Source organism: Streptomyces sp. NPDC057137 (genome assembly GCF_042670825.1).
Lineage (GTDB): Bacteria > Actinomycetota > Actinomycetes > Streptomycetales > Streptomycetaceae > Streptomyces.
Genome location: NZ_JBHUUW010000094.1, coordinates 1 through 26,441 on the forward strand (window position 1 = coordinate 1; position 26,441 = coordinate 26,441).

The 26,441-nt window shown below is 70.2% G+C and carries 26 protein-coding genes; 10 read left to right on the forward strand and 16 right to left on the reverse strand.

The features are described from left to right. Nucleotides 1-57 precede the first annotated feature (57 nt). A complete protein-coding gene (locus tag ACFT9I_RS37320) occupies nucleotides 58-2,913 on the reverse strand; it encodes an AAA family ATPase (protein ID WP_382571927.1) in 2,856 nt (951 codons plus the stop codon). A 1,793-nt stretch (nucleotides 2,914-4,706) separates the two neighbouring features. Between ACFT9I_RS37320 and ACFT9I_RS37325 the strand changes: the two genes are divergently transcribed. The 6 genes from ACFT9I_RS37325 to ACFT9I_RS37350 all read left to right on the forward strand — a co-directional run bounded on the left by ACFT9I_RS37325 (nucleotide 4,707) and on the right by ACFT9I_RS37350 (nucleotide 8,579). Further along, nucleotides 4,707-5,291 (forward strand): hypothetical protein, encoded by a 585-nt coding sequence (locus tag ACFT9I_RS37325; RefSeq protein ID WP_382571928.1) that lies wholly within the window; start codon nucleotides 4,707-4,709, stop codon nucleotides 5,289-5,291. 162 nt (nucleotides 5,292-5,453) lie between these two features. After that, nucleotides 5,454-6,017: a hypothetical protein gene (locus ACFT9I_RS37330; RefSeq protein ID WP_382571930.1), complete on the forward strand. Its 564-nt coding sequence runs from the start codon at nucleotides 5,454-5,456 to the stop codon at nucleotides 6,015-6,017. Between the two features lie 38 nt (nucleotides 6,018-6,055). Then, on the forward strand, nucleotides 6,056-6,460 hold the full coding sequence (locus tag ACFT9I_RS37335) for a cupredoxin domain-containing protein (protein ID WP_382571931.1): 405 nt from the start codon (nucleotides 6,056-6,058) through the stop codon (nucleotides 6,458-6,460). Between the two features lie 43 nt (nucleotides 6,461-6,503). After that, nucleotides 6,504-6,962, forward strand: coding sequence for a hypothetical protein (locus ACFT9I_RS37340; protein ID WP_382571932.1), 459 nt, complete (start codon nucleotides 6,504-6,506; stop codon nucleotides 6,960-6,962). Nucleotides 6,963-7,079: 117 nt separating this feature from the next. Beyond that, nucleotides 7,080-7,301, forward strand: a complete 222-nt coding sequence (locus tag ACFT9I_RS37345; protein ID WP_382571933.1) for a hypothetical protein — start codon at nucleotides 7,080-7,082, stop codon at nucleotides 7,299-7,301. A gap of 117 nt (nucleotides 7,302-7,418) precedes the next feature. After that, complete coding sequence (locus ACFT9I_RS37350) at nucleotides 7,419-8,579, forward strand: SPFH domain-containing protein (protein WP_382571935.1); 1,161 nt, start codon at nucleotides 7,419-7,421, stop codon at nucleotides 8,577-8,579. 73 nt (nucleotides 8,580-8,652) lie between these two features. Here ACFT9I_RS37350 and rpmG read toward each other — a convergent pair whose 3' ends face one another. Beyond that, nucleotides 8,653-8,817: a 50S ribosomal protein L33 gene (gene rpmG / locus ACFT9I_RS37355; protein ID WP_382571937.1), complete on the reverse strand. Its 165-nt coding sequence runs from the start codon at nucleotides 8,815-8,817 to the stop codon at nucleotides 8,653-8,655. A gap of 45 nt (nucleotides 8,818-8,862) precedes the next feature. After that, on the reverse strand, nucleotides 8,863-9,369 hold the full coding sequence (locus tag ACFT9I_RS37360) for an Lrp/AsnC family transcriptional regulator (RefSeq protein ID WP_382571938.1): 507 nt from the start codon (nucleotides 9,367-9,369) through the stop codon (nucleotides 8,863-8,865). A 73-nt stretch (nucleotides 9,370-9,442) separates the two neighbouring features. On the opposite strand from ACFT9I_RS37360, the gene ACFT9I_RS37365 reads away from it, so the two are divergent. Beyond that, nucleotides 9,443-9,976, forward strand: a complete 534-nt coding sequence (locus ACFT9I_RS37365; RefSeq protein ID WP_382571939.1) for a DUF2000 domain-containing protein — start codon at nucleotides 9,443-9,445, stop codon at nucleotides 9,974-9,976. Nucleotides 9,977-9,983: 7 nt separating this feature from the next. On the opposite strand, the gene ACFT9I_RS37370 is transcribed toward ACFT9I_RS37365, so the two are convergent. Then, the gene (locus ACFT9I_RS37370; protein WP_382571940.1) at nucleotides 9,984-10,955 is read right to left on the reverse strand and encodes an NADP-dependent oxidoreductase; all 972 of its coding nucleotides are present in this window, start codon (nucleotides 10,953-10,955) and stop codon (nucleotides 9,984-9,986) included. Between the two features lie 154 nt (nucleotides 10,956-11,109). Here ACFT9I_RS37370 and ACFT9I_RS37375 point away from each other — a divergent pair, with 154 nt between their 5' ends. Next, entirely contained in the window at nucleotides 11,110-11,502 is a 393-nt protein-coding gene (locus ACFT9I_RS37375) for a winged helix-turn-helix transcriptional regulator (RefSeq protein ID WP_382571942.1), read from the forward strand. A 46-nt stretch (nucleotides 11,503-11,548) separates the two neighbouring features. Here the strand turns inward: ACFT9I_RS37375 and ACFT9I_RS37380 are convergent, their stop codons facing one another. The 11 genes from ACFT9I_RS37380 to ACFT9I_RS37430 all read right to left on the reverse strand — a co-directional run bounded on the left by ACFT9I_RS37380 (nucleotide 11,549) and on the right by ACFT9I_RS37430 (nucleotide 23,571). After that, entirely contained in the window at nucleotides 11,549-11,713 is a 165-nt protein-coding gene (locus ACFT9I_RS37380; protein WP_023543256.1) for a hypothetical protein, read from the reverse strand. Nucleotides 11,714-11,780: 67 nt separating this feature from the next. Beyond that, the gene (locus ACFT9I_RS37385) at nucleotides 11,781-12,731 is read right to left on the reverse strand and encodes a cytochrome c oxidase assembly protein (protein ID WP_382571944.1); all 951 of its coding nucleotides are present in this window, start codon (nucleotides 12,729-12,731) and stop codon (nucleotides 11,781-11,783) included. A 126-nt stretch (nucleotides 12,732-12,857) separates the two neighbouring features. Then, nucleotides 12,858-13,883, reverse strand: coding sequence for a 6-phosphofructokinase (locus tag ACFT9I_RS37390; protein WP_354606047.1), 1,026 nt, complete (start codon nucleotides 13,881-13,883; stop codon nucleotides 12,858-12,860). A 161-nt stretch (nucleotides 13,884-14,044) separates the two neighbouring features. Next, nucleotides 14,045-14,773 (reverse strand): type 1 glutamine amidotransferase, encoded by a 729-nt coding sequence (locus ACFT9I_RS37395; protein ID WP_382571946.1) that lies wholly within the window; start codon nucleotides 14,771-14,773, stop codon nucleotides 14,045-14,047. Nucleotides 14,774-14,824: 51 nt separating this feature from the next. Further along, nucleotides 14,825-16,063 (reverse strand): MurT ligase domain-containing protein, encoded by a 1,239-nt coding sequence (locus tag ACFT9I_RS37400; RefSeq protein WP_354606049.1) that lies wholly within the window; start codon nucleotides 16,061-16,063, stop codon nucleotides 14,825-14,827. Nucleotides 16,064-16,441: 378 nt separating this feature from the next. Continuing rightward, nucleotides 16,442-17,554 carry an N-acetylglucosamine-6-phosphate deacetylase gene (gene nagA, locus ACFT9I_RS37405; RefSeq protein ID WP_382571948.1) on the reverse strand — a complete coding sequence of 371 codons (1,113 nt, stop codon included), beginning with the start codon at nucleotides 17,552-17,554 and terminating at the stop codon, nucleotides 16,442-16,444. 59 nt (nucleotides 17,555-17,613) lie between these two features. Next, nucleotides 17,614-19,083 (reverse strand): glycoside hydrolase family 3 N-terminal domain-containing protein, encoded by a 1,470-nt coding sequence (locus tag ACFT9I_RS37410; protein ID WP_382571949.1) that lies wholly within the window; start codon nucleotides 19,081-19,083, stop codon nucleotides 17,614-17,616. A 61-nt stretch (nucleotides 19,084-19,144) separates the two neighbouring features. Then, nucleotides 19,145-19,999 (reverse strand): carbohydrate ABC transporter permease, encoded by an 855-nt coding sequence (locus tag ACFT9I_RS37415; RefSeq protein WP_382571950.1) that lies wholly within the window; start codon nucleotides 19,997-19,999, stop codon nucleotides 19,145-19,147. Continuing rightward, nucleotides 19,996-20,970 (reverse strand): carbohydrate ABC transporter permease, encoded by a 975-nt coding sequence (locus ACFT9I_RS37420; RefSeq protein WP_382571952.1) that lies wholly within the window; start codon nucleotides 20,968-20,970, stop codon nucleotides 19,996-19,998. The genes ACFT9I_RS37415 and ACFT9I_RS37420 overlap by 4 nt, the downstream gene beginning before the upstream one ends. A gap of 16 nt (nucleotides 20,971-20,986) precedes the next feature. Next, entirely contained in the window at nucleotides 20,987-22,276 is a 1,290-nt protein-coding gene (locus ACFT9I_RS37425) for an extracellular solute-binding protein (protein WP_382571953.1), read from the reverse strand. Between the two features lie 5 nt (nucleotides 22,277-22,281). Continuing rightward, nucleotides 22,282-23,571, reverse strand: a complete 1,290-nt coding sequence (locus ACFT9I_RS37430) for an ROK family protein (RefSeq protein WP_382571955.1) — start codon at nucleotides 23,569-23,571, stop codon at nucleotides 22,282-22,284. A gap of 189 nt (nucleotides 23,572-23,760) precedes the next feature. On the opposite strand from ACFT9I_RS37430, the gene def reads away from it, so the two are divergent. After that, nucleotides 23,761-24,297, forward strand: coding sequence for a peptide deformylase (gene def, locus ACFT9I_RS37435; protein ID WP_382571957.1), 537 nt, complete (start codon nucleotides 23,761-23,763; stop codon nucleotides 24,295-24,297). Nucleotides 24,298-24,332: 35 nt separating this feature from the next. On the opposite strand, the gene ACFT9I_RS37440 is transcribed toward def, so the two are convergent. Next, on the reverse strand, nucleotides 24,333-24,986 hold the full coding sequence (locus tag ACFT9I_RS37440; RefSeq protein WP_382571958.1) for a TetR family transcriptional regulator: 654 nt from the start codon (nucleotides 24,984-24,986) through the stop codon (nucleotides 24,333-24,335). Between the two features lie 153 nt (nucleotides 24,987-25,139). Between ACFT9I_RS37440 and ACFT9I_RS37445 the strand changes: the two genes are divergently transcribed. Continuing rightward, entirely contained in the window at nucleotides 25,140-26,375 is a 1,236-nt protein-coding gene (locus ACFT9I_RS37445) for an acyl-CoA dehydrogenase family protein (protein ID WP_382571959.1), read from the forward strand. Nucleotides 26,376-26,441 lie beyond the last annotated feature (66 nt).

Below are 26,441 nucleotides of genomic sequence, written 5' to 3' on the forward strand. Positions count from 1 at the left end.
CCCGTCGGTCGACGGGCGGGCGGACTTCGGCCCCTCACGGGGTGGGGAGCGAACGGATCAGACGGACTCGTAACTCACCGCGTGGGACCCCTGCAGGAGCTGCTCGCGGTTCCTGATGCCCATCTTTCGGTAGACGCGGGTCAGATGCTGCTCCACGGTGCTGACCGTGATGAACAGCCTCTCGGCGATCTCACGGTTGGCGTACCCCTGGGCGGCCAGCGTGGCGACGCGCCGTTCGGATTCACTGAGCGTGCCGAAACTGTCCTGGCCCGCGCGGTCGGCCCCGCGTGACCCCTCGTTCGGCTTGGTGTCCATGCTCTGGGGCATGGACGTCGGGAGCAGTGCCTGGCAGAGGGACTCCGCCTGGCAGCTCTTGGCGAGCCGCCAGGCCCGCCGTGCGGTCGGCCGGGCCTGTTTGTCGCCCAACTGCTGGTAGGCGCGGCTGAGATCGGCCAGTACGCCGGCGGCCTCGTAACGCGCCCCGGCGGCCTCCAGCAGCCGGAACGCGTCCCGCAGGATCGGGGGCTGCTTGGCGGTCGCCTGGACCAGGGCCAGGGTGTGCAGGGTCATACCGCGCGAGCGGGTGAGACCGGCGTCCGAGTTCGTGAGCTGCTTCTCGACGAGCCGGGCCGCCTGCTCCCGGTCGCCCAGCCGCAGCCACACCTCCGCCTCTCCCAGCCGCCAGGGCGCCAGGGCGGGTGTGTCGATGTTCCAGCGCCGCATCAGCGTGCCGCACTCCTGGAAGTCGGACAGCGCCAAGTACGTGTTTCCGGTGGCGAGATGATGACGCCCACGCGCGTAGAGGTAGTGCAGCCCCGCGCGGGTGAGGAACAGCGCGGGCGGCGGTTCGGCCGCCGCCAGATACTTGGCCGCGGTCTGATGGTTGCCCATGGCGGTGTGGGCCTCGACGAGTACGGTCAGCGCCAGCGCGCTGCTGACGTTCCACCTCGGCCCGGACAGCCCGGCGTGGGCCGTCTCCGCCTGGCGTACGGCGTCCGCCAGCCGTCCGCGCCGCAGCGACAGGAGCGCGCCGACGCTCTCGATCTGGGCCCACCAGCCGGGGGCGTCATGTCGTTCCACCTCGGCAGCGAGATGGTCGTACCACGCGGCCGCGGTGTCGAGTTGATCCGCGTAGCACAAGGCCAGCAGTGCCTTCGGCAGGCCGCTGAGCTTCGATGTCGGCCAGTTCTGGCTGCCCTGGAACACCTGATCGGCCAGGGCGATGGCGTACTTGTCGGCCCCGTTCTCCAGGACGAGGGCGAGGGCGTGACGAGCTCTTAATTCCGAGTGGGACGTCGCCGGGGCCGTGGTGGCCGGCAGCGGACGGTCGAGCCGTTCGAGCAGGCCCGGGACCTCCGCGGCCATGAGCATCCGGGTGCTGTGCAGCGCGGTGGACATGTCCGCGTCGCCCTGGTTGACATGGTCGACCACCTCCACGGCCTCGTCGAAGTCGAGGTGGAAGAGCATGCCCTCGGCGACCCAGAGCGCGTCGGTGCCCGTCAGTTTCCCTTCCAGGATGGGGCCCTTGAGCGCGCGGAAGTGCGGGGCGGACTCGGCGGGCCTGAGCTGCCACTGGCCGAAGGCGTACAGCGACTTCGCCGAGAGGCGCTGCCCCTCGTCCAAGGAGCATTCGCACGCCAGCTCCAGGTACCGGATGCCCTGCGGTACGTCACCGTCCTCCATGGCATGGGCCGCGGCCTCCTGCAGTACGGGCAGCACCCATCCGTCGTGCAGCGGACCGACGCCGAGCAGGTGCATGGCGACGGCCTGCGGCGGCGCTCCGCCCTCGTTGAGGAGGCGAGCGGCGCGGTACCGCTGCTGAGTCGCCTCGCCGTGAGGCATCTCACCGAGTACGGCCTGCCGTACGCCCGCGTGCCGCAACCGCGCACCGTCCAGCACGCCCATCCCCGTGAACAGTCGTATATAACGTTTCAACAGTTCGGTGTCGATACCGCTCAACCGACTCAACAGAAGGGGAGTGGTCGCCTCGTCCAGCAGGGCGACGCACCGGGCGAGACGGACCGCGCGCGGGCCGAGCCGGTGCAGATAGGCGAGGACGGCCTGGTAGAAGGCGGGGCCGATCGACGCCCCTCCCTCGGTGGTCGACCGGCGGCCGGGGCCGTCGCTCTGCGGTGGCACCGGCCCCGCGACGGCGTCGGACGCCACGCGCAGCCGGTGCTCCTCGATGAGCGCCTGGGCGAGGAGCGGGTTGCCGCCGCTCAGCCGGTGGATCTCGACGATGAGCCGGTCCGACGGGAGGACCGGGAGCCGGCTCGCGGCCAGCCCCATGATGTCCACGCGCGAGAGGGGTTCCAGGTGGAAGTGCCGCGCGCTCGTGCGGTAGAGAAGGTCGTCCAGGACCCGGGCCGGCTGCTCGTCGACGGAGATCCCGTGTGTGAACACCAGCGCGAGCGAGAGCTGGGTCAGGCGCTGCGCCAGGTAGCGCAGGCACGTGAGGGTGGCCGTGTCGGTGTGCTGGATGTCGTCCACCGTGATCAGCAGAGGACGCAAGGTCGTCAGCTCGGCGATGATCTGGTAGGTCCGCCGTGCGACTGTCAGCGGGTCGTCCTGGGCCCCGGGCGGGGCGAGAGCGGCGGCCACGTCCGCCTGCCTGCCCGGACGGACGGCCCCGGCGCCCCCGGCACGGGGAACCTCGGCGATGGTGCACTGGGCTTCGATCGAATGAAGCAGCTGGGCCAGGGCGCTGTAGGGGACTTCGCGCTCGTGTGGCGAGCTGACCACGCTGAGCACCGTGCTGCCTGCCGAAGCTGCCCGTTCGGCCAGGGCGTTGAGCGTCGTGGTCTTGCCGATCGCGGTCGAACCGCTGATCGCGGCGATGACGCCCCTGCCCCGCGTGGACTGGATCAGTAGGTCGTCGAGCTGTTCGAGTATCTTGTCCCGTTCCTTCAGCACAACTAACTTTCCCCCCTGTTGACACCTTTTGATCGTGGAGCTGGTCGGTTTCCGGCAGCCAGAAGCGGAACCTAGTCGTCAATATGAAGAAGCTAGTGACCGTATTCGGTCACCCACCCGGCGATAGGATAATCGCTGTCGGGCCAAGGAGTAGTTAAGACTGCTGTGCGAAATCTCCTAGCAACCTTCGCAACGATTTCTCCGTGGCTGGGAACTTCGCAGGGGCCCGGAGCCGGGTCTGCTGCCGTTCGAGGCGAATTGCGAGGGTGGCGGTGCCGGACTCGGCTGCCTCACTCGTCACTTGTACTACGATGTGATCCTGACCGTCGGTCATGGTTACCAATGAGTCGGCTGTTGTCGGCGCACGCGCAGGGCGGCTTTCGGCCAAAGTGAAGAGCAGCCTTAACTGCCCAGTAACCAAGGAAGATCCGCCTTAACCGGCCGGTAACCAAGATGGAATCCATAGGTGAACGGTTCCAGGCGTGGTGCGCCTACCTGTGCCGATAGCTGAACTCGACGGACCCGGACGTCCGTGCGGCCCGAATAGCGCTGTCGCGACCCGGCACTCGGCTCTGTGCGGGCGGGGCCGCCGGCGGGCCGGTTCCGGGTCCGCGGGTGTGTGATCCTGGGTCGGCACGACCATCGCGTCGTCGGCACGTCAGGCGTGGCGGCGCGCGGATGATGCCCTCTTGCCAAGTCGGTCTGCCGGGGTCTTAAATGCCTCGGCGAGCTTTGTTGCAAGAAGATGACGGATCGAAGCGTGCGGCACAGGCACCATTTGGGGTGGCGGGGATGAACGGCCGTCGACCTTAAGATGCCCGCCTCTACGAGGCGGAGGGTGAACTGCCCGGCTTCCGTCATTGCGTTTACGAGGGATAGCGCGAAGAGCGCGACGCCGGCAGAGGTTACCCGCCGGGAAATAAGTTAGCAGGCTCCCCGGACGCGAAGCGGAGCGCGGCGGAGATGTTTACCTCGTTGTTGATAAACAATAGCCGGGCCTTTTCCCTCGCGCCAGAGCGCATCGCCTGGGCGGGATAGATGGGGCCCCGTGTGGGTACTCGCGAGCGACGTCGGGCAGCCCGTTCGGGCAAGGGTGCTCGCGCAGTGGAAACATAGCGCATCGGCGTGTTTGAACTTGCCCGTTTCCCCATGCCCGAACAGCGCCTCGCAGGTGGCCTGTCGGGATCGGGCCGGCCGCCGGGTCCGCGAAACCCGAGCGTATGCGCGAGATGGCGGACGGGCCGGTCGGCGCCCGTGGTTCGGAGAGTCCGGAACTGGCCCGGGAGGATGTCTCCGTGGCTCCGGGCGACGCCGAAATAGGGGCAAGGATAGGGGGCGAGTAGGGGGCGCACTCGCGCTGTCGAGCCGGCTTCCGGGCCGAATCGGGCGCTGCGGGTGGCGCGGCCCGCAGCCGGGCTCGGGGGCCTCGTCGCATTCACCGATTCCGGTACGGGGAACGGAATGCCGTGCTCCGTCTTCTCCCGATGCCCGGCGTCGTACGAGGACGCCGCCACCGCGCGCTCCCACTACGGTGCCCCGCGCTCACCGGTTCGCCTGACGGGTCGTCATGTCCGGCTGTACGGCGCGGTCCTGGAGTTCCGCATGCGGAGGGCGGCCGCGAGGGCGAGGTACCGGAGCGGGTGCCCGGGCGGGCCCGCCCGGCCGGGCGACCGGCGGCGCGACCACGGGTACGGGCCGTCAAGAGGCGTGCCGTTCGTCTCATTTCGCGTATTCCGGCAGTCCCGCGCGGACCGAGTGTTCCTCGCACAGGTTTATCGGCCATACTGCCAGCCGTGGAGCGCATCGATCCGATAATCCAGCCCGTACCCGCCGCGGGGACCGATCCCGGATACATCCCTGGGCTCATGGCACCCCGCCTCGTAGAGGAGGCTGACGACGCCGCCGAGGACGTCTCGCAGGAGGCCGCCGACGAAGCGGCCGCCGACGAGGTGACCGAAGAGGCGGAGGCACCTGAGGAACCGGTCGTCGACGAGTCCGCGTCGACCGACGAGAAGGCCGACGACGAGAAGGCCGGCGACGAGGCGGCCGGGGCGGTGTCCTTCAAGAAGGACGCCTCCGACGACGACGCCGACGAGGACGGTCCCGTCTTCGACATCAGCGACCGCCGCGCCTCGATGACCGCCGACCGCACCGGCGTCCGCTTCCAGCTGGACGAGGCCGAGGCGGAGTTCGGCTGGGACGAGATCGGTGCCGTGGAGGTCGAGACCCCCAGATTCGGCCGCCGGTTCACCGTCACCCTGCACACCACCGGCCGTCGTCACTACCAGTCGGACGTCGACGCGCCGTCCCGGAGCAGCCTCAAGGAGTGGACGGCCGAACTCGACGCGGTGCTGGACGCCTACTTCGAGGAAGCCTGACCGACTCCGTAACTCGTACTCCTCGGTCCCGTCCGGGCCGCACTCCGGACGGCCCCGCCCAGGTGGCCGGTCCGTCAGCCCCGTTGTGCACTGGGGCTGGCGGCCCCGATCGGGCGGGCCGCGTGCTGCCCGCATGGGCGGCCGACGATCGAGGAGTCCCTGATGAGACGGCACACCAGGACAGTCACCGCGCTGGCCTCCGCCCTGCTGATGGCCACCGCGGCCGCCGGGTGTTCGGACGGCGGTGGCGACCATGGCAGCGCCAGCGGTACGGACACCGCGAACCAGCCCAACAGCCATGAGGTCGACGTGGTCCCGGCGGCGTCCTCGTCGTCCGCGCCCACGGTCGACGTCAAGAACGGTTCCTTCGGCAAGATGCTGGTCGACGACAAGGGCCGGACGCTGTACCAGTTCGACAAGGACACCAAGAACAAGTCGATGTGCAACGGCGCGTGCGCCGCGGCCTGGCCGCCCTACACCGTCAAGTCGACGCCCGCCGCGGGCAAGGGCCTCAAGGCCAATCTGCTCAAGACGAGCAAGCGCGACGACGGCTCCGAGCAGGTGACGTACAACGGGCACCCGCTGTACCGCTTCGCCGACGACCAGAAGGCCGGCGACATCAACGGGCAGAACGTGAACGCCTTCGGCGCCAAGTGGTACATCGTCAACCCCGCCGGCAAGAAGGTCACCACCAAGCCCCAGAACAACAACGGCGGCGGTTACTGATCATCGGCCGGTCCGGCCCACGAACGCTCGGAGACGCCATGCCGCTCTCGTTCCCCCGTGGCCGGGCCCGGTTCGCCGTGGCCGCCGCCGCCTGTGCCCTCGCTCTGACCACCCTCACCGGGTGTTCGGACAGCGGAGGCGGTGGCGGCGACAGCGCGACGAAGTCGGCCGCCAGCCCGTCGGCGGGCGGAGGGACACAGGTGACCATCGACAACTTCAAGTTCCGGCCCGCCGCCCTGACCGTCGCCCCCGGGGCGAAGGTCACCGTGGTCAACAACGACACGACCACGCACACCCTCACGGCGACCAAGGGCGCCTCCTTCGACACCGGCGACATCGCGCCGGGCAAGAGCGCCACCTTCACCGCGCCGTCGAAGCCGGGCGCCTTCCCGTACGACTGCACGATCCACCCGTTCATGAAGGGCACGCTCACCGTCAAGTGAGCCCCGGCCGGCGGCTCCGTCCGCGGCGCGAATGGAGACCCCCATGTCAGCTCAGCCCACCGCCTCGCCCGCCGGGCCGGCGCACCGGGGCCGCGTCGGCCACTACCTCAGGGGCCTGGCCCGGTTGCTCGCCGCGGCGGGCCTGGCCCTCGACGCGTACTACCACGCCGATCTCGCCCCGCAGTACGACGCCATCTCGGCGGACATCAGCCAGGGCGATCTCTTCCGGATCGAGGCGGGCTTCGCGGCGCTGGCCGCGCTGCTCGTTCTCGTCTGGCGCCGGATCCCGGGCGATCTCTTCGCCTGGTCGGTGGCGGCCGGCGGACTCGCGCTCCTGCTCATCTACCGCTACGTCGACGTCGGCGCGTGGGGACCGTTCCCGAACATGTACGAGCCGGACTGGTTCTGGGAGAAGCGGGCCACCGTCGTGGCCCAGGCGGTCGCCGTCGTCGCCACGGTGTATCTGCTGCTGTTCCGCCCCCGGAGCAGGCGCTCTCACTGACCGGTCGTACCCCCCGACCCGTTCATTGACGATCCTTTGACCGGCCATCGGCACGCCCCCGGAGTAGCCTGAAATGACCGGGGGCGTGCTGAGCGCTGGAGGTGAGGGCAACGATTCATGTCCGTCACAGATGACTCTGCGCAGAGCCCGGTGGGGGCGGTGGGACGCATCACCGTCCCGATCCCGCCGGACGGTCCGGGGGAAGTACTGGTGGCCGTACGCGGCGGTTCCGAAGCCTACGCGGCCTGGTCCGACCGGCCGATCGGCACGAACGTCCAGGTGCTGGTCACCGACCGCGTCTCGGCCCGCTCGGTCATGGTGGAGCCCCTTCCCGACTGACGTCGGAAGCCCGAGGTCCGAGGATCGAGGCGCACCGGATTCCGAATATACGTGTAACGCGAACCTAATCGCGCGACCACACGGCGTGTGAGTGTGTAGCAGGACGGGAGTTCCCTCATGTTGTTCTGGCATGTTCCAGCACCGAACGAGGCGATGCTCATCTCCGGTTCCAAACGGCAGGTCCAGGACACCCAGTTCCGGATCGTCACCGGTCACGGCAGTTTCGTTCTTCCCATCAAGCAGAAGGCCCGCATGCTGTCCCTGGCGCTGCGGGAGGCGGAGATAGCCGAGGACTGTGTCACCCAGCAGGGCATCCGGCTGACCGTACGGGCGGTGACCGTCTTCAAGGTCGGTGACGACGCCGTGTCGATCGCCAACGCCGCCCGGCGTTTCCTGGCCGAGCAGGACCGGATGGAGGAGCTGGTGGGCCGGATCTTCGCCGGTCACCTCCGCTCCATCATCGGTGGACTGACCGTCGAGCAGATCATCCGGGAGCGGGACAGGGTCGCCCAGGAGGTGAAGGCCGGCAGCCACAGCGAGATGGAGAAGCTCGGCATCGTCGTGGACGCCCTCCAGATCCAGGAGATCGAGGACGCCACCGGCTACATCAACAACCTGGCGGCGCCGCACGCAGCGGCTGTCGCGAGCCAGGCCCGTATCGCCGCGGCCAGGGCCGACCAGGAAGCCGCCGAGCGTGAGCAGCAGGCGGAGGCGCTGAAGGCCGAGTACGAGAGGGACACCTCGATCAAGCGCGCGGGCTTCCAGGCGGAGACCGAGCAGGTCCGGGCGCGCGCCTCCCAGGCGGGACCGCTCGCCCAGGCCAAGGCGTCGCAGGAGGTCATCGAGGAGCAGACGGCGCTGGCCGAGCGGCAGGCACTGCTGGCGGCCCAGCGGCTGGAGGCGGAGGTCAGGCGCCCGGCGGACGCGGAGGCGTACCGTCAGCGGACGCTCGCGCAGGCACAGGCCGACGCGAACAGCGCGCGCGCCCTCTCGCTGAGGGACGGCAACCAGGAACTCCTGGCGGCCAACCGCGTCGTGGAAGTGCTCCCGGAGCTGGCCGCCGCGGCGGCCAAGGGGCTGGCGGACTCGAACCTCACCGTCCTCAACGGCACCGACGGTGTCAACGAGGTGGCGGCGGGGCTGGTCGGTCAGGGCATGACCATCCTCAACTCGCTCCAACGGGCCACCGGTTCGACCCGGTCACCGGCCGATCAGAACCAGGACCCGACACCGAAGATGAACGGAAAGGCACCGGCGCGGGCGGACGCGAGCACCTGAGCGCACGCGCGTACATGGGGCGGGCTCCTTCGAGCCCGCCCCATGTACGCGGTGGGGTGGTCGTGTGCCGGCGTCAGCGGTCTTCGCGGAAGTCGACGTGCCGGCGGGCGATCGGGTCGTACTTGCGCAGGACCATGCGGTCCGGGTCGCTCCGGCGGTTCTTGCGAGTGACGTAGGTGTGACCGGTGCCCGCCGTGGAGCGGAGCTTGATCACCGGGCGGAGTTCGTTGCTTGCCATGTCGCTACTATACGATAATGGTTCCCATTTTCAAAATGGTCGACTCTACGGCACCTGCCGCCGCCGGCCGGCGCCGCGCCGTCGGCTCTCCCCGGCGGGCCGGGAGATCGACCGGGACTGCACATGCTCGTAGACCATCGTCGTCTGCACGTCCGCGACCTCGCGGCGCTCGGTGAGACGGTCGATGACGAAGGCGTACAGCCCGTCGACGTCCGGGACGGCCACATGCAGGAGAAAGTCGTGCGGGCCCGATGTCACGAACAGCCCGATGGTCTCCGGCAGTTGGGCCGCCCACTCGCGGAACCCCTCGATGACCGGACGGGACGGCGGTCTGATCCGTACGGAGATCAGCGCCTGTACGGGGCGGCCCACCGCCTCCAGGTCGAGCGCCGCGTGGAAGCCGTCGATCACGCCCCGCTCGCGCAGGATCTTGACCCGCTCCAGCGAGGTGGAGGGGGAGACGCCGGTCTTGGCCGCCAGATCGCGGTTGGTCTGCCGTGCGTCGTGCTGCAGTTCCCGCAGCAGAGCCCAGTCGAGCGCATCAAGTTCCACGATGGTGCCCTTCGGCCGTACGAAGTGCGCAGGAACTCACCATCGTACGCATGACTGCCTACCGTTCTGAGGTATGACCGCTCACAACGACACCCCGCACGATGACACCGTTCACAACGCCGCCGCGCACGATGACACCGCCCGGACCGGCCTCTCCACCCGCCAGGCCCCGCTCAAGTGGGTCGTCGTCATCGACGAGGACCTGCCCGCCGGGCGCGCGGTGAACGCGGCGGCCTGCATGGCCGCCGCCGTCGGCAGGGCTCTGCCGCAGCTGCTCGGCGCCGACGGCCGGGACGGGTCGGGGCAGGTGCACCCGGGGCTGCCCTGGGCGGGCTGCTCCGTCCTGGCCGCCGACGCCGCCACCCTGCACTCCCTGCGGGAGAAGGCCACCGCGAAGGAGGACGTCTTCGTGGTCGACATGCCGGAGCCCGCCCAGACGTCCCGGATCTACGACGAGTACCTCGACCTGCTCGCCGGTACGAAGCACGAGGACCTGACCTACCACGCGGTCGGCCTCGTCGGCCCGCGCAACAGGATCAGCAAGCTCGTCGGCAAGCTGCCCCTGCTGCGCGGACGGGCCAACAGGCCGCGTAACGAAGGAAAGTGACGCTACGTCAGGACGTCACGCTCAGTACGATCTTCCCGCGCGTGCGTCCCTCCTTCACCCGGCGCTGCGCCTCGGCAGCGTCCGCCAGCGGCAGGACGTCCGCCACCTCGACGCGTACGGTGCCCTTGTCGATCAGGTCGGCGATCCGGGCGAGCGCGGCGCCGTCCGGCTCCACCAGGAAGGCGGTCGCGTTCAGCCCCCGTGTACGGGCCCCCGCCAGCACCTCAGGCGCGACACCGGACGGGACCGCCACGATCGTGCCGCCCGGCCGCAGCGTCTCCAGCGAGCGGGTGGTCGTCGCGTCGTGCCCCTCGCCCACCAGGTCGATCACGACGTCGACGTCGCTCACGACGTCCTCGAAGCGGACCTTCGTGTAGTCCACGACCTCGTCCGCGCCCAGCTCGCGCAGCCAGTCGTGCTTCGCGGCGCTCGCCGTGCCGATGACATGGGCGCCGAGGTGCTTGGCGAACTGCACCGCCAGGTGACCCACACCGCCGGCCGCCGCGTGGATCAGCACCCGCTGCCCCGCCTCCACCCGCGCCGCGTCCACGAGCGACTGCCAGGCGGTCAGGCCCGCCAGCGGCACGGCCGCCGCCGTGTTGTGGTCGACCGTGCGGGGCTTGAGCGCGAACTGCCGCGAGGGCGCCGTCACATACTCGGCGTACGCGGAGGCCGGGCGCGGGAACCACGGCATCCCGTACACCTCGTCGCCCACCTTCAGCGTGTGCACCCCGAAGCCGACCTCCGCCACGACACCGGACACGTCCCAGCCCAGGACGAACGGCGGTGCGCCGAGGAGACCGGCCATGCCGCCGCTCTCGCGGGACTTCCAGTCGACCGGGTTCACGCCGGCCGCGTGCACCCGTACCAGCACCTCGGTCGGAATCGGACGGGGCCGCGGAAGTTCGGCGAGGCGCAGCACCTCGGGTCCGCCGAGGGAGTCCTGGGTGATCGCGCGCATCGTCGGCTCACTGCTCATGTCGGTCAAGTCTCCTGGAAGAGTGCGGTGGATCTTCGGCACCGAAAAAGTACTCCCTGGGTAGTGGTAACCCGCAAGGGACACTACTATCCGAAGGGAAGTGACCAGTCCGATGGGGCAACCACGCACCGCGGCGCGAAGAGGAGCGGATCGTATGGCTGAGCCGTGTACGACGGGCCGGCACGACAAGCACGACGTCTACGCCGCGCAGTGCCCCTGCCGGGACGTCCTCGGCCTGCTGGCCAACAAGTGGGCCGCTCTCGCCATCGGCGCCCTCGAAGAGGGCCCGCAGCGCTTCGGCGCGCTCCAGCGGCGGCTCCAGGGCGTCAGCCCCAAGGTGCTCACCAGCACCCTGCGCCGGCTGGCGGACCACGGCTTCGTGGACCGCACCGTCTATCCGGCCGTCCCGCTCCACGTCGAGTACGAACTGACGCCGCTGGGACGCGGAGTGGCCGTACCGCTCGGCCAGTTGCGTGCCTGGGTGGAGAACAACCTGGACGAGACGCGCACACCGGAGCCGGCACTCACCCCGGCCGCGGAGCACTGACGGCGGAGCACTGACGGCGAGGCCGGGCGCCGCCTTCTCAGTTGCCTCAGTTGCCGCGCGAGGCGACCATCGCGACCGTCACCAGCCCCAGCACCACCCATCCGAACCAGAGCCAGCCGTTGCTCCCCAGCGCCGCCGTGTAGGCCGTCACGACCACCAGCGCACCGACGGTGAGCACACCCATCGTCTTCGTGGATCCGGATCCGGACATGTGCGTCCTCCTCCTGGCCGTGACCGTGGCCGTGAGGACCATCGTCACCCGAAAGGGGCGTTCCGCGCTACTGTCCGCGTGCCTGCAACGACGCGAGGTAGGCGTTGTACGCGGCCAGCTCCTTGTCACCGTCCCGGTCGGCGGCCCGGTCCGAGCGCTTCGCCTGGCGTTGGTCCGACCGGTACCACTGGTACACCAGCGCCACCAGTACGAGGACGGACGGGATCTCGCTGAACGCCCAGGCGATACCGCCCGCCGCGTTCTGGTCGGAGAGCGGGTCGATGCCCAGGGACGCCGGCGGATTGTCGTACGCCCGCACCATGGGCTCGCTCGCCATCATCAGCGCGATCCCGAAGAACGCGTGGAACGGCATCCCGGCGAACAGCTCCAGCATCCGCATCAGATAGCCGGGCCGGTGCGGCCCCGGGTCCACGCCGATGATCGGCCAGAAGAAGATCAGTCCGGTGGCGAGGAAGTGCACCATCATCGCGATGTGCCCCGGCTTCGACTCCATGAGGAAGTCGAAGAGCGGGGTGAAGTAGAGACCGTAGAGGCTCGCGATGAAGAGCGGGATCGTGAAGGCGGGATGCGTCACGAAGCGCATGAACCGGCTGTGCAGCAACGCCAGCAGCAGCTCGCGCGGCCCCTTGCGGCCCCGGCCGGCGACCGGCAGCGCACGCAGCGCCAGGGTCACCGGCGCGCCCAGGAGCACCAGGATCGGGGAGACCATGCTGATCACCATGTGCTGGACCATGTGGACGCTGAACATGACCATGCCGTAGTCGTTCAGCGCGGTGCACATCATCAGCGCGATGCTGAGCACACCGAGCACGAAGGAGACGGTGCGGCCCGGCGACCAGCTGTCGCCCCGCGCGCGCAGCCGCAGAACACCCCAGCCGTACAGCGCGAGCGCCAGCAGACAGCCGACGAGGAAGAACGCGTCGGGCGAGAACTCCAGCGCGCGGTTCAGCGTGAACGGCGGCAGATCCACCATCGTGCCGTGCTCGCCGTGATCCATACGTGCTCTCCCGCTGCGACGATCCCCAATGGTGCGATGTGTCCGCACCCGGGACCAGAGTAGAGCCGCCCCCGGCGCCGTCGGCGGCCGGGGGCGGTTCGTCGTATCAACTGAGGCGAGTGGGGCTCAGAGCACGCACTCCGCCTCGGCGTAGCGCTCCGCAGGCACCGTCTTGAGTGTCTCGACGGCCTCCGCGAGCGGCACCATCACGATGTCCGTGCCGCGCAGCGCCGTCATCATGCCGAACTCGCCGCGGTGCGTGGCCTCCACCGCGTGCCAGCCGAAGCGGGTCGCCAGCACCCGGTCGTACGCGGTCGGCGTCCCGCCGCGCTGGACATGGCCCAGTATCACCGGCCGCGCCTCCTTGCCGAGGCGCTCCTCCAACTCGACGGAGAGCTGCCTGGCCACGCCCGCGAAGCGCTGGTGCCCGTAGATGTCCTTGCCGCCGACGTCGAACTCCATCGAGCCCTCACGGGGCTTGGCGCCCTCGGCGACCACGACGATCGCGAAGCGCTTGCCCGCCGAGAACCGCTTGCCGACCAGCTCGGCCAGCTCGCCTATGTCGAAGGGCCGCTCCGGGACGACGATGGCGTGCGCACCGGCGGCCATGCCCGAGTGCAGCGCGATCCAGCCCGTCTCCCGGCCCATCACCTCGACGATGAGCACGCGCTGGTGGGACTCGGCGGTGGTCTTCAGCCGGTCCAGCGCCTCCGTGGCGACACCGACGGCGGTGTCGAAACCGAAGGTCACATCCGTGGAGGAGATGTCGTTGTCGATGGTCTTCGGCACACCGACGATCGGCAGCCCCGCCTCGGAGAGGAGGTTGGCCGCCTTGAGGGTGCCTTCACCGCCGATCGGGATGACCGCGTCGAGACCGAGGTCGGCCACGTGCCCCTTCGCGCGCTCCACACCGTCACGCAGATGCGCGGGCTGGACGCGGGAGGAGCCGAGGATCGTGCCGCCGCGCGCCAGGATGCCGCCGACCGCGTCGAGGTCGAGCTTGCGGTAATCGCACTCCAGAAGGCCTTTCCAGCCGTCGTGGAAGCCGATGACCTCGTCACCGTGGTCGACGACGGCGCGGTGCACCACGGACCGGATCACCGCATTGAGACCGGGGCAGTCGCCACCGGAGGTGAGCACACCAATTCGCATTGCCCGGAGAACCTTTGCAACGTGGGCCGACGGCCGGACCACGTCGTCCGGCTGAATCCCCGCCACCCTACCGGCGCGGGGTGGCGGGGCCGAACCAGGCGTCCGACTGCTGGACGCCCCCTGGTTGAACGGGAGACGTCGGGCCGGTGTGAAGCCGGGGCTCAGGCCGGCTGCGTCGCGGCGGCGATGCGCTCGGCGCGCAGCGCCTCGTACCACCGGTCGTCCGCCGGCGGCAGCGCGTTCACGTCGAGCGCCAGCTTCAGCAGCAGGTCGGCGATCAGCGGGTTACGGGCCAGGACCGGGCCGTGCATGTACGTACCGAACACCGTGTCGTTGTACGCGCCCTCCGTGCCGTCACCCGTGCCGTTGCCCCGGCCGAGCGACACCCGCGCGAACGGCCGGGCGGTCGGGCCGAGATGGGTGATGCCCTGGTGGTTCTCGAATCCGGTCAGCGGCGGCAGCCCCAGGTGCGGGTCGATGTCGCCCAGTACGTCTCCGACGCACCGCTCGCCCTCGCCACGGGTGGAGATGACGTCGAGCAGCCCGAGACCGCCCTCGCGCTCACCCAGGTCGTTGACGAACTCGTGGCCCAGGATCTGGTAGCCGGCGCAGACCGAGAACACGATCGCCCCGTTGGACACCGCCCGGTTGAGACCGCCGTCACGGCGCAGCCGCTCGGCGGCCAGCCGCTGCGGCCGGTCCTCGCCGCCGCCGATGAGATAGATGTCGCCCGAGGTCGGTACGGCCTGGTCGCTGCGCACGTCCACCCGCGTGACGTCGAGACCGCGCTGCCGGGCCCGGCGCTCCACCACCAGCGCGTTGCCCTGGTCGCCGTAGGTGCTCAGCAGGTCCGGGTAGATCCACACCAGTCGCAGACTGTTGTCGCTCATTGCTCGCTTGTCCCTCTCCGACTGCATCTCTGTGTCTCTGTGGCCGGTGTCTCAGTTGCCGACGCGGCGGCGCAGGTCCTGGAACGACGTGTAGTTGGCGATCGCCTCGATACGTCCGGGCGGCGCCATCTGCACGGCCTCGTCGGCGTTCGCGCACACCCGGAAGTCCAGGCCCGCGACCTCCAGCCGTACCGCCAGGTCCAGCTTGCGGTCGCCGATCACGAAGATCGGGTGACCGGCCAGCCGCGTGTAGTCCACGTCCCACAGCCAGGAGGTGTCCGTGCCGTCGGCGCCACGGGCGTTGACCGCGAGGATGACGGGGGTGGGCGGCGGGTCGATGAGCGAGAACGTCTCCAGCCAGCCCGCCGGGTTCTTCGCCAGCAGCAGCCGCAGATCACGGCCGAGGAAGGACACCACGTCGTACCGGCCCGCGACGGCCTGCACCTGGTACATGCGCTCCAGGGCGACCTGCGGGGGCACACCGAACGTGGCGGCCACGGCGGCGGAGGTGGCGGCGTTCGCCCGGTTCGCGCGGCCCGGCAGCTGGAGGTGGATCGGCCAGGCGGAGCCGTGCGGGTCCAGCACATGGTCGCCGTGCAGCGCCCAACTCGGAGCGGGCCTGCGGAAACCGCACTGCCCGCAGAACCAGTCGTCGCCGGGTCGCTGCATCACACCGCCGCAGGCGGGGCACGACCAGGCGTCGTCCTTCCACTCCTGCCCGGCGGCGACCCAGACCACGTTCGGGGACGACGACGCGGCCCAGACGATCAGCGGGTCGTCGGCGTTGGCGATGACGACGGCCTTCGTGCCGGCCAGTCCCTCGCGCCAGTGCTCGGCCAGCATGCGGGTCTCGGCGGCGCGGTCGAGCTGGTCGCGGGAGAGATTGAGCAGGGCGATCGCCTTGGGCGTGGTGTCGCGCGCGACTCCGGCGAGGTACTTCTCGTCCACCTCGATCACGCCGTATTTGGCGTCCGAACCGCCCGCCAGGGCGGAGGTGATGCCGGCCGGCATGTTCGCGCCCAGCGCGTTCGACACCACGGGGCCGCTGGCCCGCAGGGCCTCGGCGATCAGCCGTGTCGTGGTCGTCTTGCCGTTCGTCGCCGACACGAGCACGACGTCCAGATGCTGCGCGAGAGCCGCCAGCAGATCCGGGTCGAGCCGCAACGCCACCTTGCCGCCGATCACCGATCCGCTGCCGCGCCCCGCAGCGCGCGACACCGCCGCTGCGGCCTTGCCTGCCGTCACGGCCAGCTTGGCCCGCGGCGACAGCGGGTCCGTGTTGCCTGCCATCGTCCTTGATCCTCCTCGCGTCGGTCCGGCCTCAGCCTATCGAGATACGTGCGCGGGCCCGAACCACGGCACAGGAGAACGGGCCGATCGTTGTCACACGTACGCCTGAACGAACGCGCCGGGCGGGCGCGCCGGGGAGCCGCCGACGTGCCGCGTGGCGGTTTTCGGCCCGGAGACCGGGGTGTTTGCCCACCGACATGGCATTCGCGCCGGTTGTGCGCCCTCGGTCTCGCCGATCCGGCCGCCGGGCTGGTGTGGATCAAGGTCGGGACAGGTGGCGTGGACCACGCCGGCCGATCCGGCGCGGCCCGCACATGACCGTCACTCTGCCTCCGACGGTCCTTCACATCCCGCCGGGGCCGGGCGTTCAACAGGGGTTCACCCCACCGCCACGCCGCCGAGCCACACCCGGGTGGGTCGCAGGGCCGCGTCCAGCTCCACCAGGTCCGCCCGCAGGCCGGGACGGAGTTCACCCCGGTCGCGGAGCCCGAGCAGCCGGGCGGCCGTGCCCGACGTCATCCGTACGGCGTCCGCCAGGGGGAGGCCCACCGTGAAGACGGCCCTGCGGAACGCCTCCGCCACGAACAGCGTCGACCCGGCGAGCGTGTCGGTGCCGCGCAGCCGGGCCACCCCGCCCGCGACGGTCACCTCGCGGTCCGCGAAGGCGTAGTCCCCGTCGGCCATGCCCGCCGCCGGCATCGCGTCGCTGACCAGCATCAGCCGCTCGGGGCCCGCGACCCGGTGGGCCAGCCGTACGGTGTCGTCGGCCAAGTGATGCCCGTCCAGGACGAGTTCGCAGACCAGCCGCGGATCGAGGAGCGCGGCGGCCACCGGACCGGGCTCCCGGTGGTGCAGCGGAGGCATCGCGTTGAACAGGTGCGTCACCGCGCGCGCACCGAGATCGGCGGCCCGCGCGAACTGCTCCGCGTCCGCGTCGGTGTGGCCCAGACAGCACACCAGTTCGTCCGCGTACCGCCGGATCAGCTCCGGCGCGCCCGGCAGTTCCGGTGCCACGGTCATCGACACCGCGTGCCCGCCCGCCGCTTCCAGCAGCCGCGCCAGCAGGTCCGGGTCGGGGTCGCGCAGCGCGGTACGGGTCTGCGCGCCGCGCCGCGCGGGCGACAGGAACGGCCCCTCGAAGTGGATGCCCACCAGGTTGGGCGCCGACCCGTCGTCGACGACCGACGCGACAGCGCGTACGGCCGCCTCCATCGCGGGCGGCTCGACCGTCGCCACGGACGCCAGCATGGTGGTCGTCCCCCGCGCGAGATGCCCCGCCGCCGCCCCCCGTACGGCGGCGGGGTCGCCTGTGTAAACCGAGTGGCCGGCTCCGCCGTGGCAGTGCGGATCCACGAACCCCGGCACGACGAGCCGCCCGCCCAGTTCCACCACCGCGTCCGGCCCGCCGGGCGGCTCGCCCGTACCCAACGAGTGGATGCGGCCGTCCCGCACGAGCAGCCACCCGTCCGTGACACCGGAGTCCGGCGTCACGAACCTGCCGCCGCTGAACAGCCGCCCCCCACCGGCCGCCGGTGCCGGACGGCCCGCGCTCACCGCGTGCCCAGCAGCGCGCCCACCGCCGCCTGGGCGCACACGCGCGAGGCGCCGAAGGTACGCACCCAGCCCCGGAAGCCGTCGAAGTCGTCGCCCGGCACCCCCATGTCGACCACCACACAGCGGGGATACCGCTCCAGCAACTCGTCCAGGACCGGCTTCTGCCAGGGGAACCGGTGCGAGCTGCGGACCAGCAGCACCACGTCGGCGTCCGGCCCGAACTCGTCCAGATACAGGCCGACTTCGGCCTTGATCATGCCCTCGGCGTTGTAGGTGTCGCCCGCCACCGCGAGCGCCTCGACGTCGATGCCCGCCGCGCGCAGCGGCGCCTCCACGCCCCAGGAGGCGCCGCCCTGCGCGGGCGAGTGCGTCGGGTCGAGCCGTACGACCAGGGCGCGGTTCCCCTTGAGCGCCGCGTCGCCGCGTACCTCCAGGACGTCCCGGGCCTGCCGCTCGCCGACGGTGTCGTCGTGCGCGACGCCCGTGGCGCGCGGCCGGGTGCCGAGCTTCGCGAGACGCGCGTTCGCCTCCCGCAGCCGCTCCAGCGGCAGGGTGCCGTTCTCCACGGCGGTCACCAGCGCGGCAGCGGCCGCGTCCACGTCGTCGCCGAACGCCCACGCGCCCAGGCACAGCGCGTCCGCGCCGGCCGCGATGGCCCGTACCGCCGCGTCGGGCAGGCTCGCCACGTCGGCGATGCCGCGCATCTCCAGCGCGTCGGTGATGACGACGCCCTCGAAGCCCAACTCGTCGCGGAGCAGACCGGTGAGTACGGCGGGGCTGATGGTGGCGGGGACGTCGTCCAACTGGCTGAGGTGGACGTGCGACACCATGATGCTGTCGACGCCGGCGGCGATGGCCGCGCGGAACGGGTCGAGGTAGTGGTCCACCAGCTCCTGCCGCGACAGGTCCACGGTCGGTGTGCCGAGGTGGGCGTCGGTGGAGCTGAGACCGTGGCCGGGGAAGTGCTTGGCGCAGGCGCTCACCCCGGCGGCCTGGAGCCCCTCGACCCAGGCCGCCGCGTGCTTGGCGACCAGCGCGCGGTCGGCGCCGAACGTGCGGATGCCGTTGGGGGAGAGGGGGTTGACGGCCGCGTCGACGGCGGGCGCCAGGTCCCAGTCGATACCGGCCTCCACCAGCGAGAGGCCGATCTGGTAGGCGGACTCACGGGTCCGCGCGGGATCGTCGAGACGGCCCAGGGCGTGGTTGCCCGGTACGGACGTACCGCCGTGGTCCTCCAGCCGGTTGACGTCGCCGCCCTCCTCGTCCACGGAGAGCAGCACATGGTCACGGAGGCCGTGCAGAGCGGTGGTCAGCTCCCGTACCTGCTCGGCGGAGGCGATGTCCTTGCCGAACAGGACGAAGCCGCCGAGTCCTTCGGCGACCCGGGCGCGCGCCCACTTGGGGACGGTCCTGCGTCCGAGCGCGGGGAACAGCACGCCGTGGGCGAGCCGGGACAGCTCGGTCATGATTCGATTCCTCACCTTGCGAATGGTCGTCGTGCGGTCGTACGGGGTGTCCCTGGGCCGGTCAGCCCTTGACCGCGCCGCTGGTCATGCCGCCGACGAGACGGCGCTGCACCAGCAGGAAGAAGACGAGTACGGGGATGGAGAAGATCGTGGAGGCCGCGATCATCGCGCCGTAGTCCACGCTCTCCGAGGTCTTGAACGACACGAGCCAGACCGGCAGCGTGTAGTTGTCCTGCGATTTCATGATCACGTAGGCGAAGATGTAGTCGTCCCACGCGTTGACGAAGGCGAAGATCGAGGTCGCCACGATGCCCGGCATCAGCAGGGGCAGCAGCACCCGTACGTACATCTGGAACCGCCCGCACCCGTCCACGAGCGCGGCCTCCTCCAGCTCGACGGGGACACCGTCCACGAACCCGCGCAGCGTCCAGATCGTGAACGGCAGCACGAAGGTCATGTACGTGAAGACCAGGCCCGGCAGGAAGTCCAGCCCGCCGACGGACCGGAGCATCAGATACACCGGGATGACCATGGCCGCCGCCGGGACCATCTGCACGAGCACCAGAATGGTCAGCACCGCCTTGCGGCCGGCGAACCGGAACCGCGCGATCGCGATCGCCGCGAACAGCGAGATGATCAGCGACAGGACGACCGAGGAGACCGTGACCGTCAGGGAGTTGCGGACGAAAATCCAGAAGCCCGGCTTGTCCAGCGCCCGGGTGAAGTTCTCCAGGCTGATCGGCCAGGGAATGAACTTCGGTACGGCGCTGAGGATGTCCGACCTCTGCTTGAGCGCGGTGGCCACCATCCAGTAGACGGGGAACACCATCACGGCGGAGACCGCCATCGCGATCGCGTTGTTGACGGTGCGCCGCCGGCGCGCGGGCGAGTGTGGTGACGTCTTGGTGGCGCTCATACGACATCTCCCTGCCGGGACAGCCTGCGTACGTAGGCGACGGAGAACAGGGCGAGGATCACCACGGTCACCACCGCGACCGACGCGCCGCTCCCGTACTCGTTACGGCTGAACGCGGTGATGTACGCGTACACGCCGAGCGTGGTGGTCGCCCCGTCGGGGCCGCCCTGGGTGAGCACCCAGATCGGGGTGAACGAGTTCACCGACCAGATCACTTCGAGGATGGTGAGGATCGCGAGGACGGGCCGCATGATCGGAATGGTGATGTGGCGGAACATCTGGAGCGTCCCCGCACCGTCGAGGCGGGCCGCCTCGTACAGGGACTCGGATATCTGGCCGCGCGCGGCGAACAGGGTCAGCGCCACGAACGGCAGGCCCTTCCAGACCGTCAGCAGGATGATCAGGCCCAGCGCCTGGGTGGGATGGGAGAACCAGTCGTAGACCGACATGTCCCCGAAGACCCGGAGCTGGGTGAGCAGCCAGTTGGCGACGCCGTACTGCGGCTGGAACATCCACTGCCAGACCAGGGTCGCCGCCACCATGGGCATCGCCCACACCAGCACCAGGCACACGGTGGTGACGACGCGGGCCCACGGCGAGACGGTCATCAGCAGATGCGAGATGAGGAATCCCAGCACCATCAGCAGCGTCACGCACACCAGCGTGAACACCACCGTCCGCAGCAGGACCGCCAGGAAGTCGGCGTCGGTGAAGATCCGGGTGAAGTTGTCCAGGCCGATGAAGTCCGACTGCCCGGTGAACAGCGACCGGGGGCCGAACTCCTGGGTCGACAGGGTCAGCAGCCGTACCAGGGGATAACCCTGGATCAGCAGGAGCGCGGCCAGCGCGGGGGCGAGCATCGCCCACGGCAGCATCCGGGACCGCCGCGCCGGACGGCGCCGGCCGGGTGGCCCGGTGCGGCGGTCCCTGTCCGGTGCGCGCACCGGACGGTGCTTCTCAGTGAGTGCCATCAGGCGTCCAGGGGTGTCAGTCGCTCAGCGAGTTGAAGGCGTCCGTCGCGTGCTTGTCGTACGCGGCCGACGACGAGCCGATGTCCGCACCGCTCGCGATCTTCGAGAAGAACTGTTCGTTGTAGCGCTCGGTCTCCAGCGTGGCCTCGCCGGGGCTGTTGGGCAGCGGCCGGCTCACCTTGCTGGCCTGCGAGGCGACGGTCAGCTGCTCGGGCACACCGGCCGGGGTGAACGACGGGGAGATCGGCAGCAGATTGAGCTTCAGCGCCATCTTCTGCTGGAACGTCTTTCCGGTGACGATCCGCAGCCAGTCCTCGGCGGCGTCCCGGTCGGGGCTGCCCGCGGCGATGCCGATGGTCGACCCGGACACGATCACGGGCATCGCGCTCGCCTCGGTGTAGCCCGGCATGGCGAAGAAGCCGATGTTGTCCTTCATCTTGGGGTTCTTCTCGATGACGGCGGCCGGCTCCCACGCCTTGACGTACGCCATGGCGGCCTTGCCGTCGGCGAACAGCTGGTCCTGGTCGGGGCTGTCGGTGTTGACGCCGACGGACGACGGGGTGGAGCAGGTGTTCTGGAAGGACTTCCACGCCTTGAGGCCGGCCTGGTTGGCGGGCGACGACATCTCGGCCTGCCACGTGCCGTCCTTCTGCGAGGCGACCTTGCCGCCCTTGGCGAAGAGGAAGGGCATGCCGTTGAACCAGTACTGGCCCGGCACGTAGAAGCCGGAGAAGTTGGCCGTGCCCTTGTTCGACTCGGCGAGGGTGCCGCAGTGCGCCTGGAGTTCGGCGAGGGTCTTCGGAGGTGAGGTGATGCCCGCGTCGGCGAACATCTTCTTGTTGTACATGACCACTTTGGTGCCGCCGTAGAGCGGCGTGGCGTACAGCTTGCCGTCGTACTCGGAGGGGCCGGAGAGACCGGCGAGCCAGTCGGCGGAGCCCTCGAAGTTCTTCTTGCTGTCCGTGAGATCGGCGAGACCGCCGGAGTAGGTCTGCAGCGGAGTCTGGGTGTTGCCCATCTCCACGATGTCCGGCGGGTTCCCGCTGGCCAGTGCCGTGGTGATCTTGGTGGCGACGCCGTCCCACTGCTGTATCTCGATGTCCACCGCGATGTCCGGGTGGTCCTTCTTGAACTCGGCGGTCGCTTCCTTGATCAGTGGGTCCTCGCCCGGCCCGCCGGTCATCATCCAGATCGTCAGCTTGTTGTCGGAGTCGGCCTTCGCCACCCCGCCACCGCCGCACGCCGTCAGCGTGAGCGCGAGGACCGGAAGCGCCGCGAGTGCGCACCGGGTCCGTGATCGGTTCATCGTTGTCACCCTTCTGCCATCTGCTCGTCGTGCCTGGTGCGGGGGGTCTTGTCGTCGTGGCCGGACGTGGTGCCGGGGGCACCGGGGCCGGCCGTGGGGGCCGAAGGGGCCGTGGGGCAGTCCGCGAGGCGGCGGATCACCAGATCGCGGTCGACGGCCACGGAGGCCGCGTCCCGCGCGCTGACGCCCAGCGAGTCGTAGAGGCGGCCGAGTGAGGACGCCATCGAGCCGAGCAGGCCCGCCGAGTCCCCGAGGTCTGAGCTGCGCACCGCGCTGCGGACCCCGACCGTGTCGGCGACCTGGTCGCTGATCGCGGTCAGCCGCGCGCTGTCGAACGACTCCGAGAAGCCGCCGGTGAGGACCACGGTGCTGGGCTCGTACGCGAGGGCGACCACGGTGACCAGATGGGCCAGCGCGCCGTGCACCTCGGCCAGCAGCGGTGCGTACGCCTCCGGGTCCTCGAACAGGGCCCGCGCCGTGGGCACATGGACCCCTTGGCCGCGGGCGTACGCCACCAGGTCGGCCCCGGACAGGAGGTCGCGCAGGCGCTCCGCGCGGCCGGGCAGGGGGAGCCGGCCGAACTCGCCGAGCAGGCCCGTCCTGCCGAGCAGGACCTGTCCGTCGATCGAGACGGCGGAGCCGAGGCCGGTGCCCATGGCGAGCAGTACGGCGGTCTCCCGGTCCGGCAGTGAGCCGTACTGGAGTTCGCCCCGCAGGGCGAGGTTGGAGTCGTTGCCGACCGCCGTCTCCACGCCCAGCAGGGCCGAGACCTGCTCGATGAAGCCGGTGCCCTTGATCTGGCCGAGATTGTGCGACGCCACGACGGACCGTCCGTCGCCCGTGACGACACCCGGCAGGCCGATCGTGACGGTGTGCAGCGGGATGCCGTCGCCGTGGCGGTCGACCAGGTCGGTGACCCGGCCGGCCACCCAGGCGGCGAGTCCGGCAGCCGTCGCGTCGCGCGGCGTGGTGTCCCGGCTCCTGATGACGGCGCGGCCCAGCGCGTCCGCCACCACGACACGGCAGTTGGTGCCGCCGAGGTCGACTCCGCAGACGAGGGCGGAGCGGTGGTTGAAACTCACGGACGTCGACTGTCTGCCGGGGCCTTCCCGGAGCACCCGGAAACCCTCCAGGGCGAGGGATTCGGCCATCAGGTCGTCCACGATGCGGAACACCGTGGCCCGGCTCAGACCGGTGTCCGCGATGAGCCGCTGACGGTCCGTGTCCGCGCCGGAGAGCAGGGCCGCGATCACGGCGCTGCGGTTGGAGGTGCGGGGGAGCGAGGTAGTTGCCACAATTCCTCTCACTCTGAGATTAATTCGGTGGCGCTACTTTAAGCACAGGGCGGGGGTGAAAACCAGACATGCGGCGCATCACGTTCCGGTAAACGCGGGGCGGGCGGCCGTCGCCGGCTGCCCGACGTACGCTGGCGCGATGGCGGCGATCGAACTCGGGTACCCCGAGGTGGACTTCACGGCGGAACCATGCGAAACCGGCTGATCCCGGGCAGTGCCGGACGGGTTCGTCCCCTGCGGCTGCTCGGCGACCCGACCCTGCACAGCCCCTGCGGGCCCGTCACCGACTTCGGGCCGGAGCTGGCCCAGTTGGTGGAGGATCTGTTCGCGACGATGTACCGGGCGAACGGGGTCGGTCTCGCGGCGAACCAGATCGGTGTGCCGCTACGGGTGTTCGTCTACGACTGCCCCGACGACGAGGACGTCCGCCATCTCGGGCATGTCGTCAACCCCCGGCTGGTGTCGGCGGACGGCGTCGCCGTACGGGGCGCCGAGGGGTGCCTCTCGCTGCCGGGTCTCGAAGCGGGGACGGAGCGGCTCGACCACGCGGTGGTGGAGGGTATGACGGCGGACGGCGCGCCCGTACGGATCGACGGCACCGGATTCTTCGGGCGCTGTCTCCAGCACGAGTGCGACCATCTGGAGGGGCTGGTCTATCCGGACCGGCTGACGGGCTTCCGCCGGGCCAAGGTGCTGCGGGCGGCGCGGCGCGCGTCCTGGAGCTGAACGCGCGGCCCCTTCGGGCCGGCCCGGACCCCGCGTCAGAGCCCCGGGCTGCCCGCCCGGTCGTCCACCGACGACAGCCTGCCCCACAGCAGATCGGCCAGGCTGCTCGCCAACTGGGCGCGTGAGCAAGGGCGTTCGCCGAGCCACCAGTCACCGGCCGCGTGCATCATGCCGACGATCCCGTGACCCCAGACGCGCGCCAACTGCGCGCTGTCGGGCCCGAGATCGACCCGCTCCTCGATGACGATGGCCAGCTCCTCGCCGAGACGGCGCAGCAGCGGGGCCGAGTGCCGGCCCACGTCGAAGCCCTGCTCGGGGAGTTGGGCGTCGGCGGTGTCGTCGGCCGGGTGCATCAGGAACCGGTACACCTGGGGACGCGCCTCGATCGCCGCGAGGTAGGTGTCGAGCGTGGCCTCCACCCGCGCGCGGCGGTCGGCGGGCGCGTCGAGCGCCGCCTTCAACGCGCTGAGCAGCGCGTCCGTATGACGCTTCGCCAGGGCGCGGTAGAGCCCGCCCTTGTCGCCGAAGTGGCGGTAGAGGATCGGTTTGGTGATACCGGCCTCGGCCGCGATGGCGTTCATGGAGGCTTTCGGCCCGTCACGCAGCACGACCCGGTCGGCGGCCTCCAGGAGTTGGCGGCGCCGCTGATGGGCAGAGCGGTGCTGGTCGGCCTGCTGTGTGGTCCCCATGGGTGTCTCCCCGCCCGAGCGATTCCGTGACGCCCCGGCAACGTAACACCAAGCCCGCCGTCCTCGCGGATCAGCCCGCCGCAGGTTGACATCCTCTACTTGTCGGTAACAGACTGTTGTTACCGTAAGTAACAGCCGTGCTGGAGGAAGACGATGGCCGAGTTCAGCTTCGAACTCAACGACGACCAGAAGCAAGTACGCGACTGGCTCCACGGGTTCGCCGCCGACGTCATCCGCCCGGCGGCCGCCGAGTGGGACGAGCGCGAGGAGACTCCGTGGCCCGTCATCCAGGAAGCCGCCAAGGTCGGCGTCTATTCCCTCGACTTCTACGCGCAGCAGTACTTCGACCCCACGGGCCTCTCCATCCCCATGGTGATGGAGGAACTGTTCTGGGGTGACGCGGGCATCGGCCTGTCGATCGTCGGCACCGGACTCGCCGCCGTCGGCGTTCTCGCCAACGGCACGGACGAACAGATCGGCACCTGGATACCGCAGATGTACGGCGACGTGCACGACGTGAAGGTCGCCGCGTTCTGCTCCTCCGAGCCCGACGCCGGATCGGACGTCGCGGCCATGCGCACCCGCGCGGTCTACGACGAGGCGAAGGACGAGTGGGTGCTGAACGGCACCAAGACCTGGGCGACCAACGGCGGCATCGCCAACGTCCATGTCGTGGTCGCCGTCGTGGACCCCGAGGCCGGCTCCAAGGGCCACGCCTCGTTCATCGTGCCGCCCGCCACGCCCGGCCTCTCCCAGGGCCAGAAGTTCAAGAAGCACGGCATCCGCGCGTCGCACACCGCCGAGGTGGTCCTGGAGGACGTACGCGTCCCCGGCCACTGCCTGCTCGGCGGCAAGGAGAAGCTGGACGAACGGCTGGCCCGCGCCCGCGAGGCCAAAGCGACCAAGGGGGCCGGCGGCGAGCGCGTGAAGAACGCGGCCATGGCGACCTTCGAGGCGTCACGCCCCGCGGTCGGCGCCATGGCCGTGGGCACGGCCCGCGCCGCGTACGAGGTGGCACTCGACTACGCCAGGACCCGCACCCAGTTCGGCCGCCCGATCATCGACAACCAGGGCATCGCCTTCCAGCTCGTCGACATGCGCACCCGCATCGACGCGGCCCGGCTGCTGGTGTGGCGCGCCTCCTGGATGGCGGCCACGGGCAAGCCCTTCACCGCCGCGGAGGGCTCCATGTCGAAGCTGTACGCGAGCGAGACGGCCAAGCAGGTGACGGCGCAGGCGATCCAGATCCTCGGCGGCAACGGCTTCACACGGGAGTACCCGGTGGAGCGGATGCACCGCGACAGCGCGATCTACACGATCTTCGAAGGCACGAGCGAGATCCAGCGCCTGGTCATCGCCCGGACGCTGTCGGGCATGCCGATCCGCTAGAGCTGGGCCTCGGTCGCCGGACGGGCCGCGTGCTGTGCCCTCGGTCGCCGGACGGGCCCACAAGCC

Coding starts and splice junctions, on each gene's coding strand:
- ACFT9I_RS37375 (WP_382571942.1), top strand. CDS start 11,110: ATGGCTGAGCCGTGTACGACGGGCCGGCACGACAAGCACGACGTCTAC.
- ACFT9I_RS37410 (WP_382571949.1), bottom strand. CDS start 19,083: ATGACCGAGCTGTCCCGGCTCGCCCACGGCGTGCTGTTCCCCGCGCTC.
- ACFT9I_RS37420 (WP_382571952.1), bottom strand. CDS start 20,970: ATGGCACTCACTGAGAAGCACCGTCCGGTGCGCGCACCGGACAGGGAC.
- ACFT9I_RS37335 (WP_382571931.1), top strand. CDS start 6,056: ATGCCGCTCTCGTTCCCCCGTGGCCGGGCCCGGTTCGCCGTGGCCGCC.
- ACFT9I_RS37385 (WP_382571944.1), bottom strand. CDS start 12,731: ATGGATCACGGCGAGCACGGCACGATGGTGGATCTGCCGCCGTTCACG.
- ACFT9I_RS37425 (WP_382571953.1), bottom strand. CDS start 22,276: ATGAACCGATCACGGACCCGGTGCGCACTCGCGGCGCTTCCGGTCCTC.
- ACFT9I_RS37440 (WP_382571958.1), bottom strand. CDS start 24,986: ATGGGGACCACACAGCAGGCCGACCAGCACCGCTCTGCCCATCAGCGG.
- ACFT9I_RS37415 (WP_382571950.1), bottom strand. CDS start 19,999: ATGAGCGCCACCAAGACGTCACCACACTCGCCCGCGCGCCGGCGGCGC.
- ACFT9I_RS37345 (WP_382571933.1), top strand. CDS start 7,080: ATGTCCGTCACAGATGACTCTGCGCAGAGCCCGGTGGGGGCGGTGGGA.
- ACFT9I_RS37370 (WP_382571940.1), bottom strand. CDS start 10,955: ATGAGCAGTGAGCCGACGATGCGCGCGATCACCCAGGACTCCCTCGGC.
- ACFT9I_RS37350 (WP_382571935.1), top strand. CDS start 7,419: ATGTTGTTCTGGCATGTTCCAGCACCGAACGAGGCGATGCTCATCTCC.
- ACFT9I_RS37400 (WP_354606049.1), bottom strand. CDS start 16,063: ATGGCAGGCAACACGGACCCGCTGTCGCCGCGGGCCAAGCTGGCCGTG.
- ACFT9I_RS37390 (WP_354606047.1), bottom strand. CDS start 13,883: ATGCGAATTGGTGTGCTCACCTCCGGTGGCGACTGCCCCGGTCTCAAT.
- ACFT9I_RS37380 (WP_023543256.1), bottom strand. CDS start 11,713: ATGTCCGGATCCGGATCCACGAAGACGATGGGTGTGCTCACCGTCGGT.
- ACFT9I_RS37445 (WP_382571959.1), top strand. CDS start 25,140: ATGGCCGAGTTCAGCTTCGAACTCAACGACGACCAGAAGCAAGTACGC.
- ACFT9I_RS37330 (WP_382571930.1), top strand. CDS start 5,454: ATGAGACGGCACACCAGGACAGTCACCGCGCTGGCCTCCGCCCTGCTG.
- ACFT9I_RS37340 (WP_382571932.1), top strand. CDS start 6,504: ATGTCAGCTCAGCCCACCGCCTCGCCCGCCGGGCCGGCGCACCGGGGC.
- ACFT9I_RS37365 (WP_382571939.1), top strand. CDS start 9,443: ATGACCGCTCACAACGACACCCCGCACGATGACACCGTTCACAACGCC.
- def (WP_382571957.1), top strand. CDS start 23,761: ATGCGAAACCGGCTGATCCCGGGCAGTGCCGGACGGGTTCGTCCCCTG.
- ACFT9I_RS37395 (WP_382571946.1), bottom strand. CDS start 14,773: ATGAGCGACAACAGTCTGCGACTGGTGTGGATCTACCCGGACCTGCTG.
- rpmG (WP_382571937.1), bottom strand. CDS start 8,817: ATGGCAAGCAACGAACTCCGCCCGGTGATCAAGCTCCGCTCCACGGCG.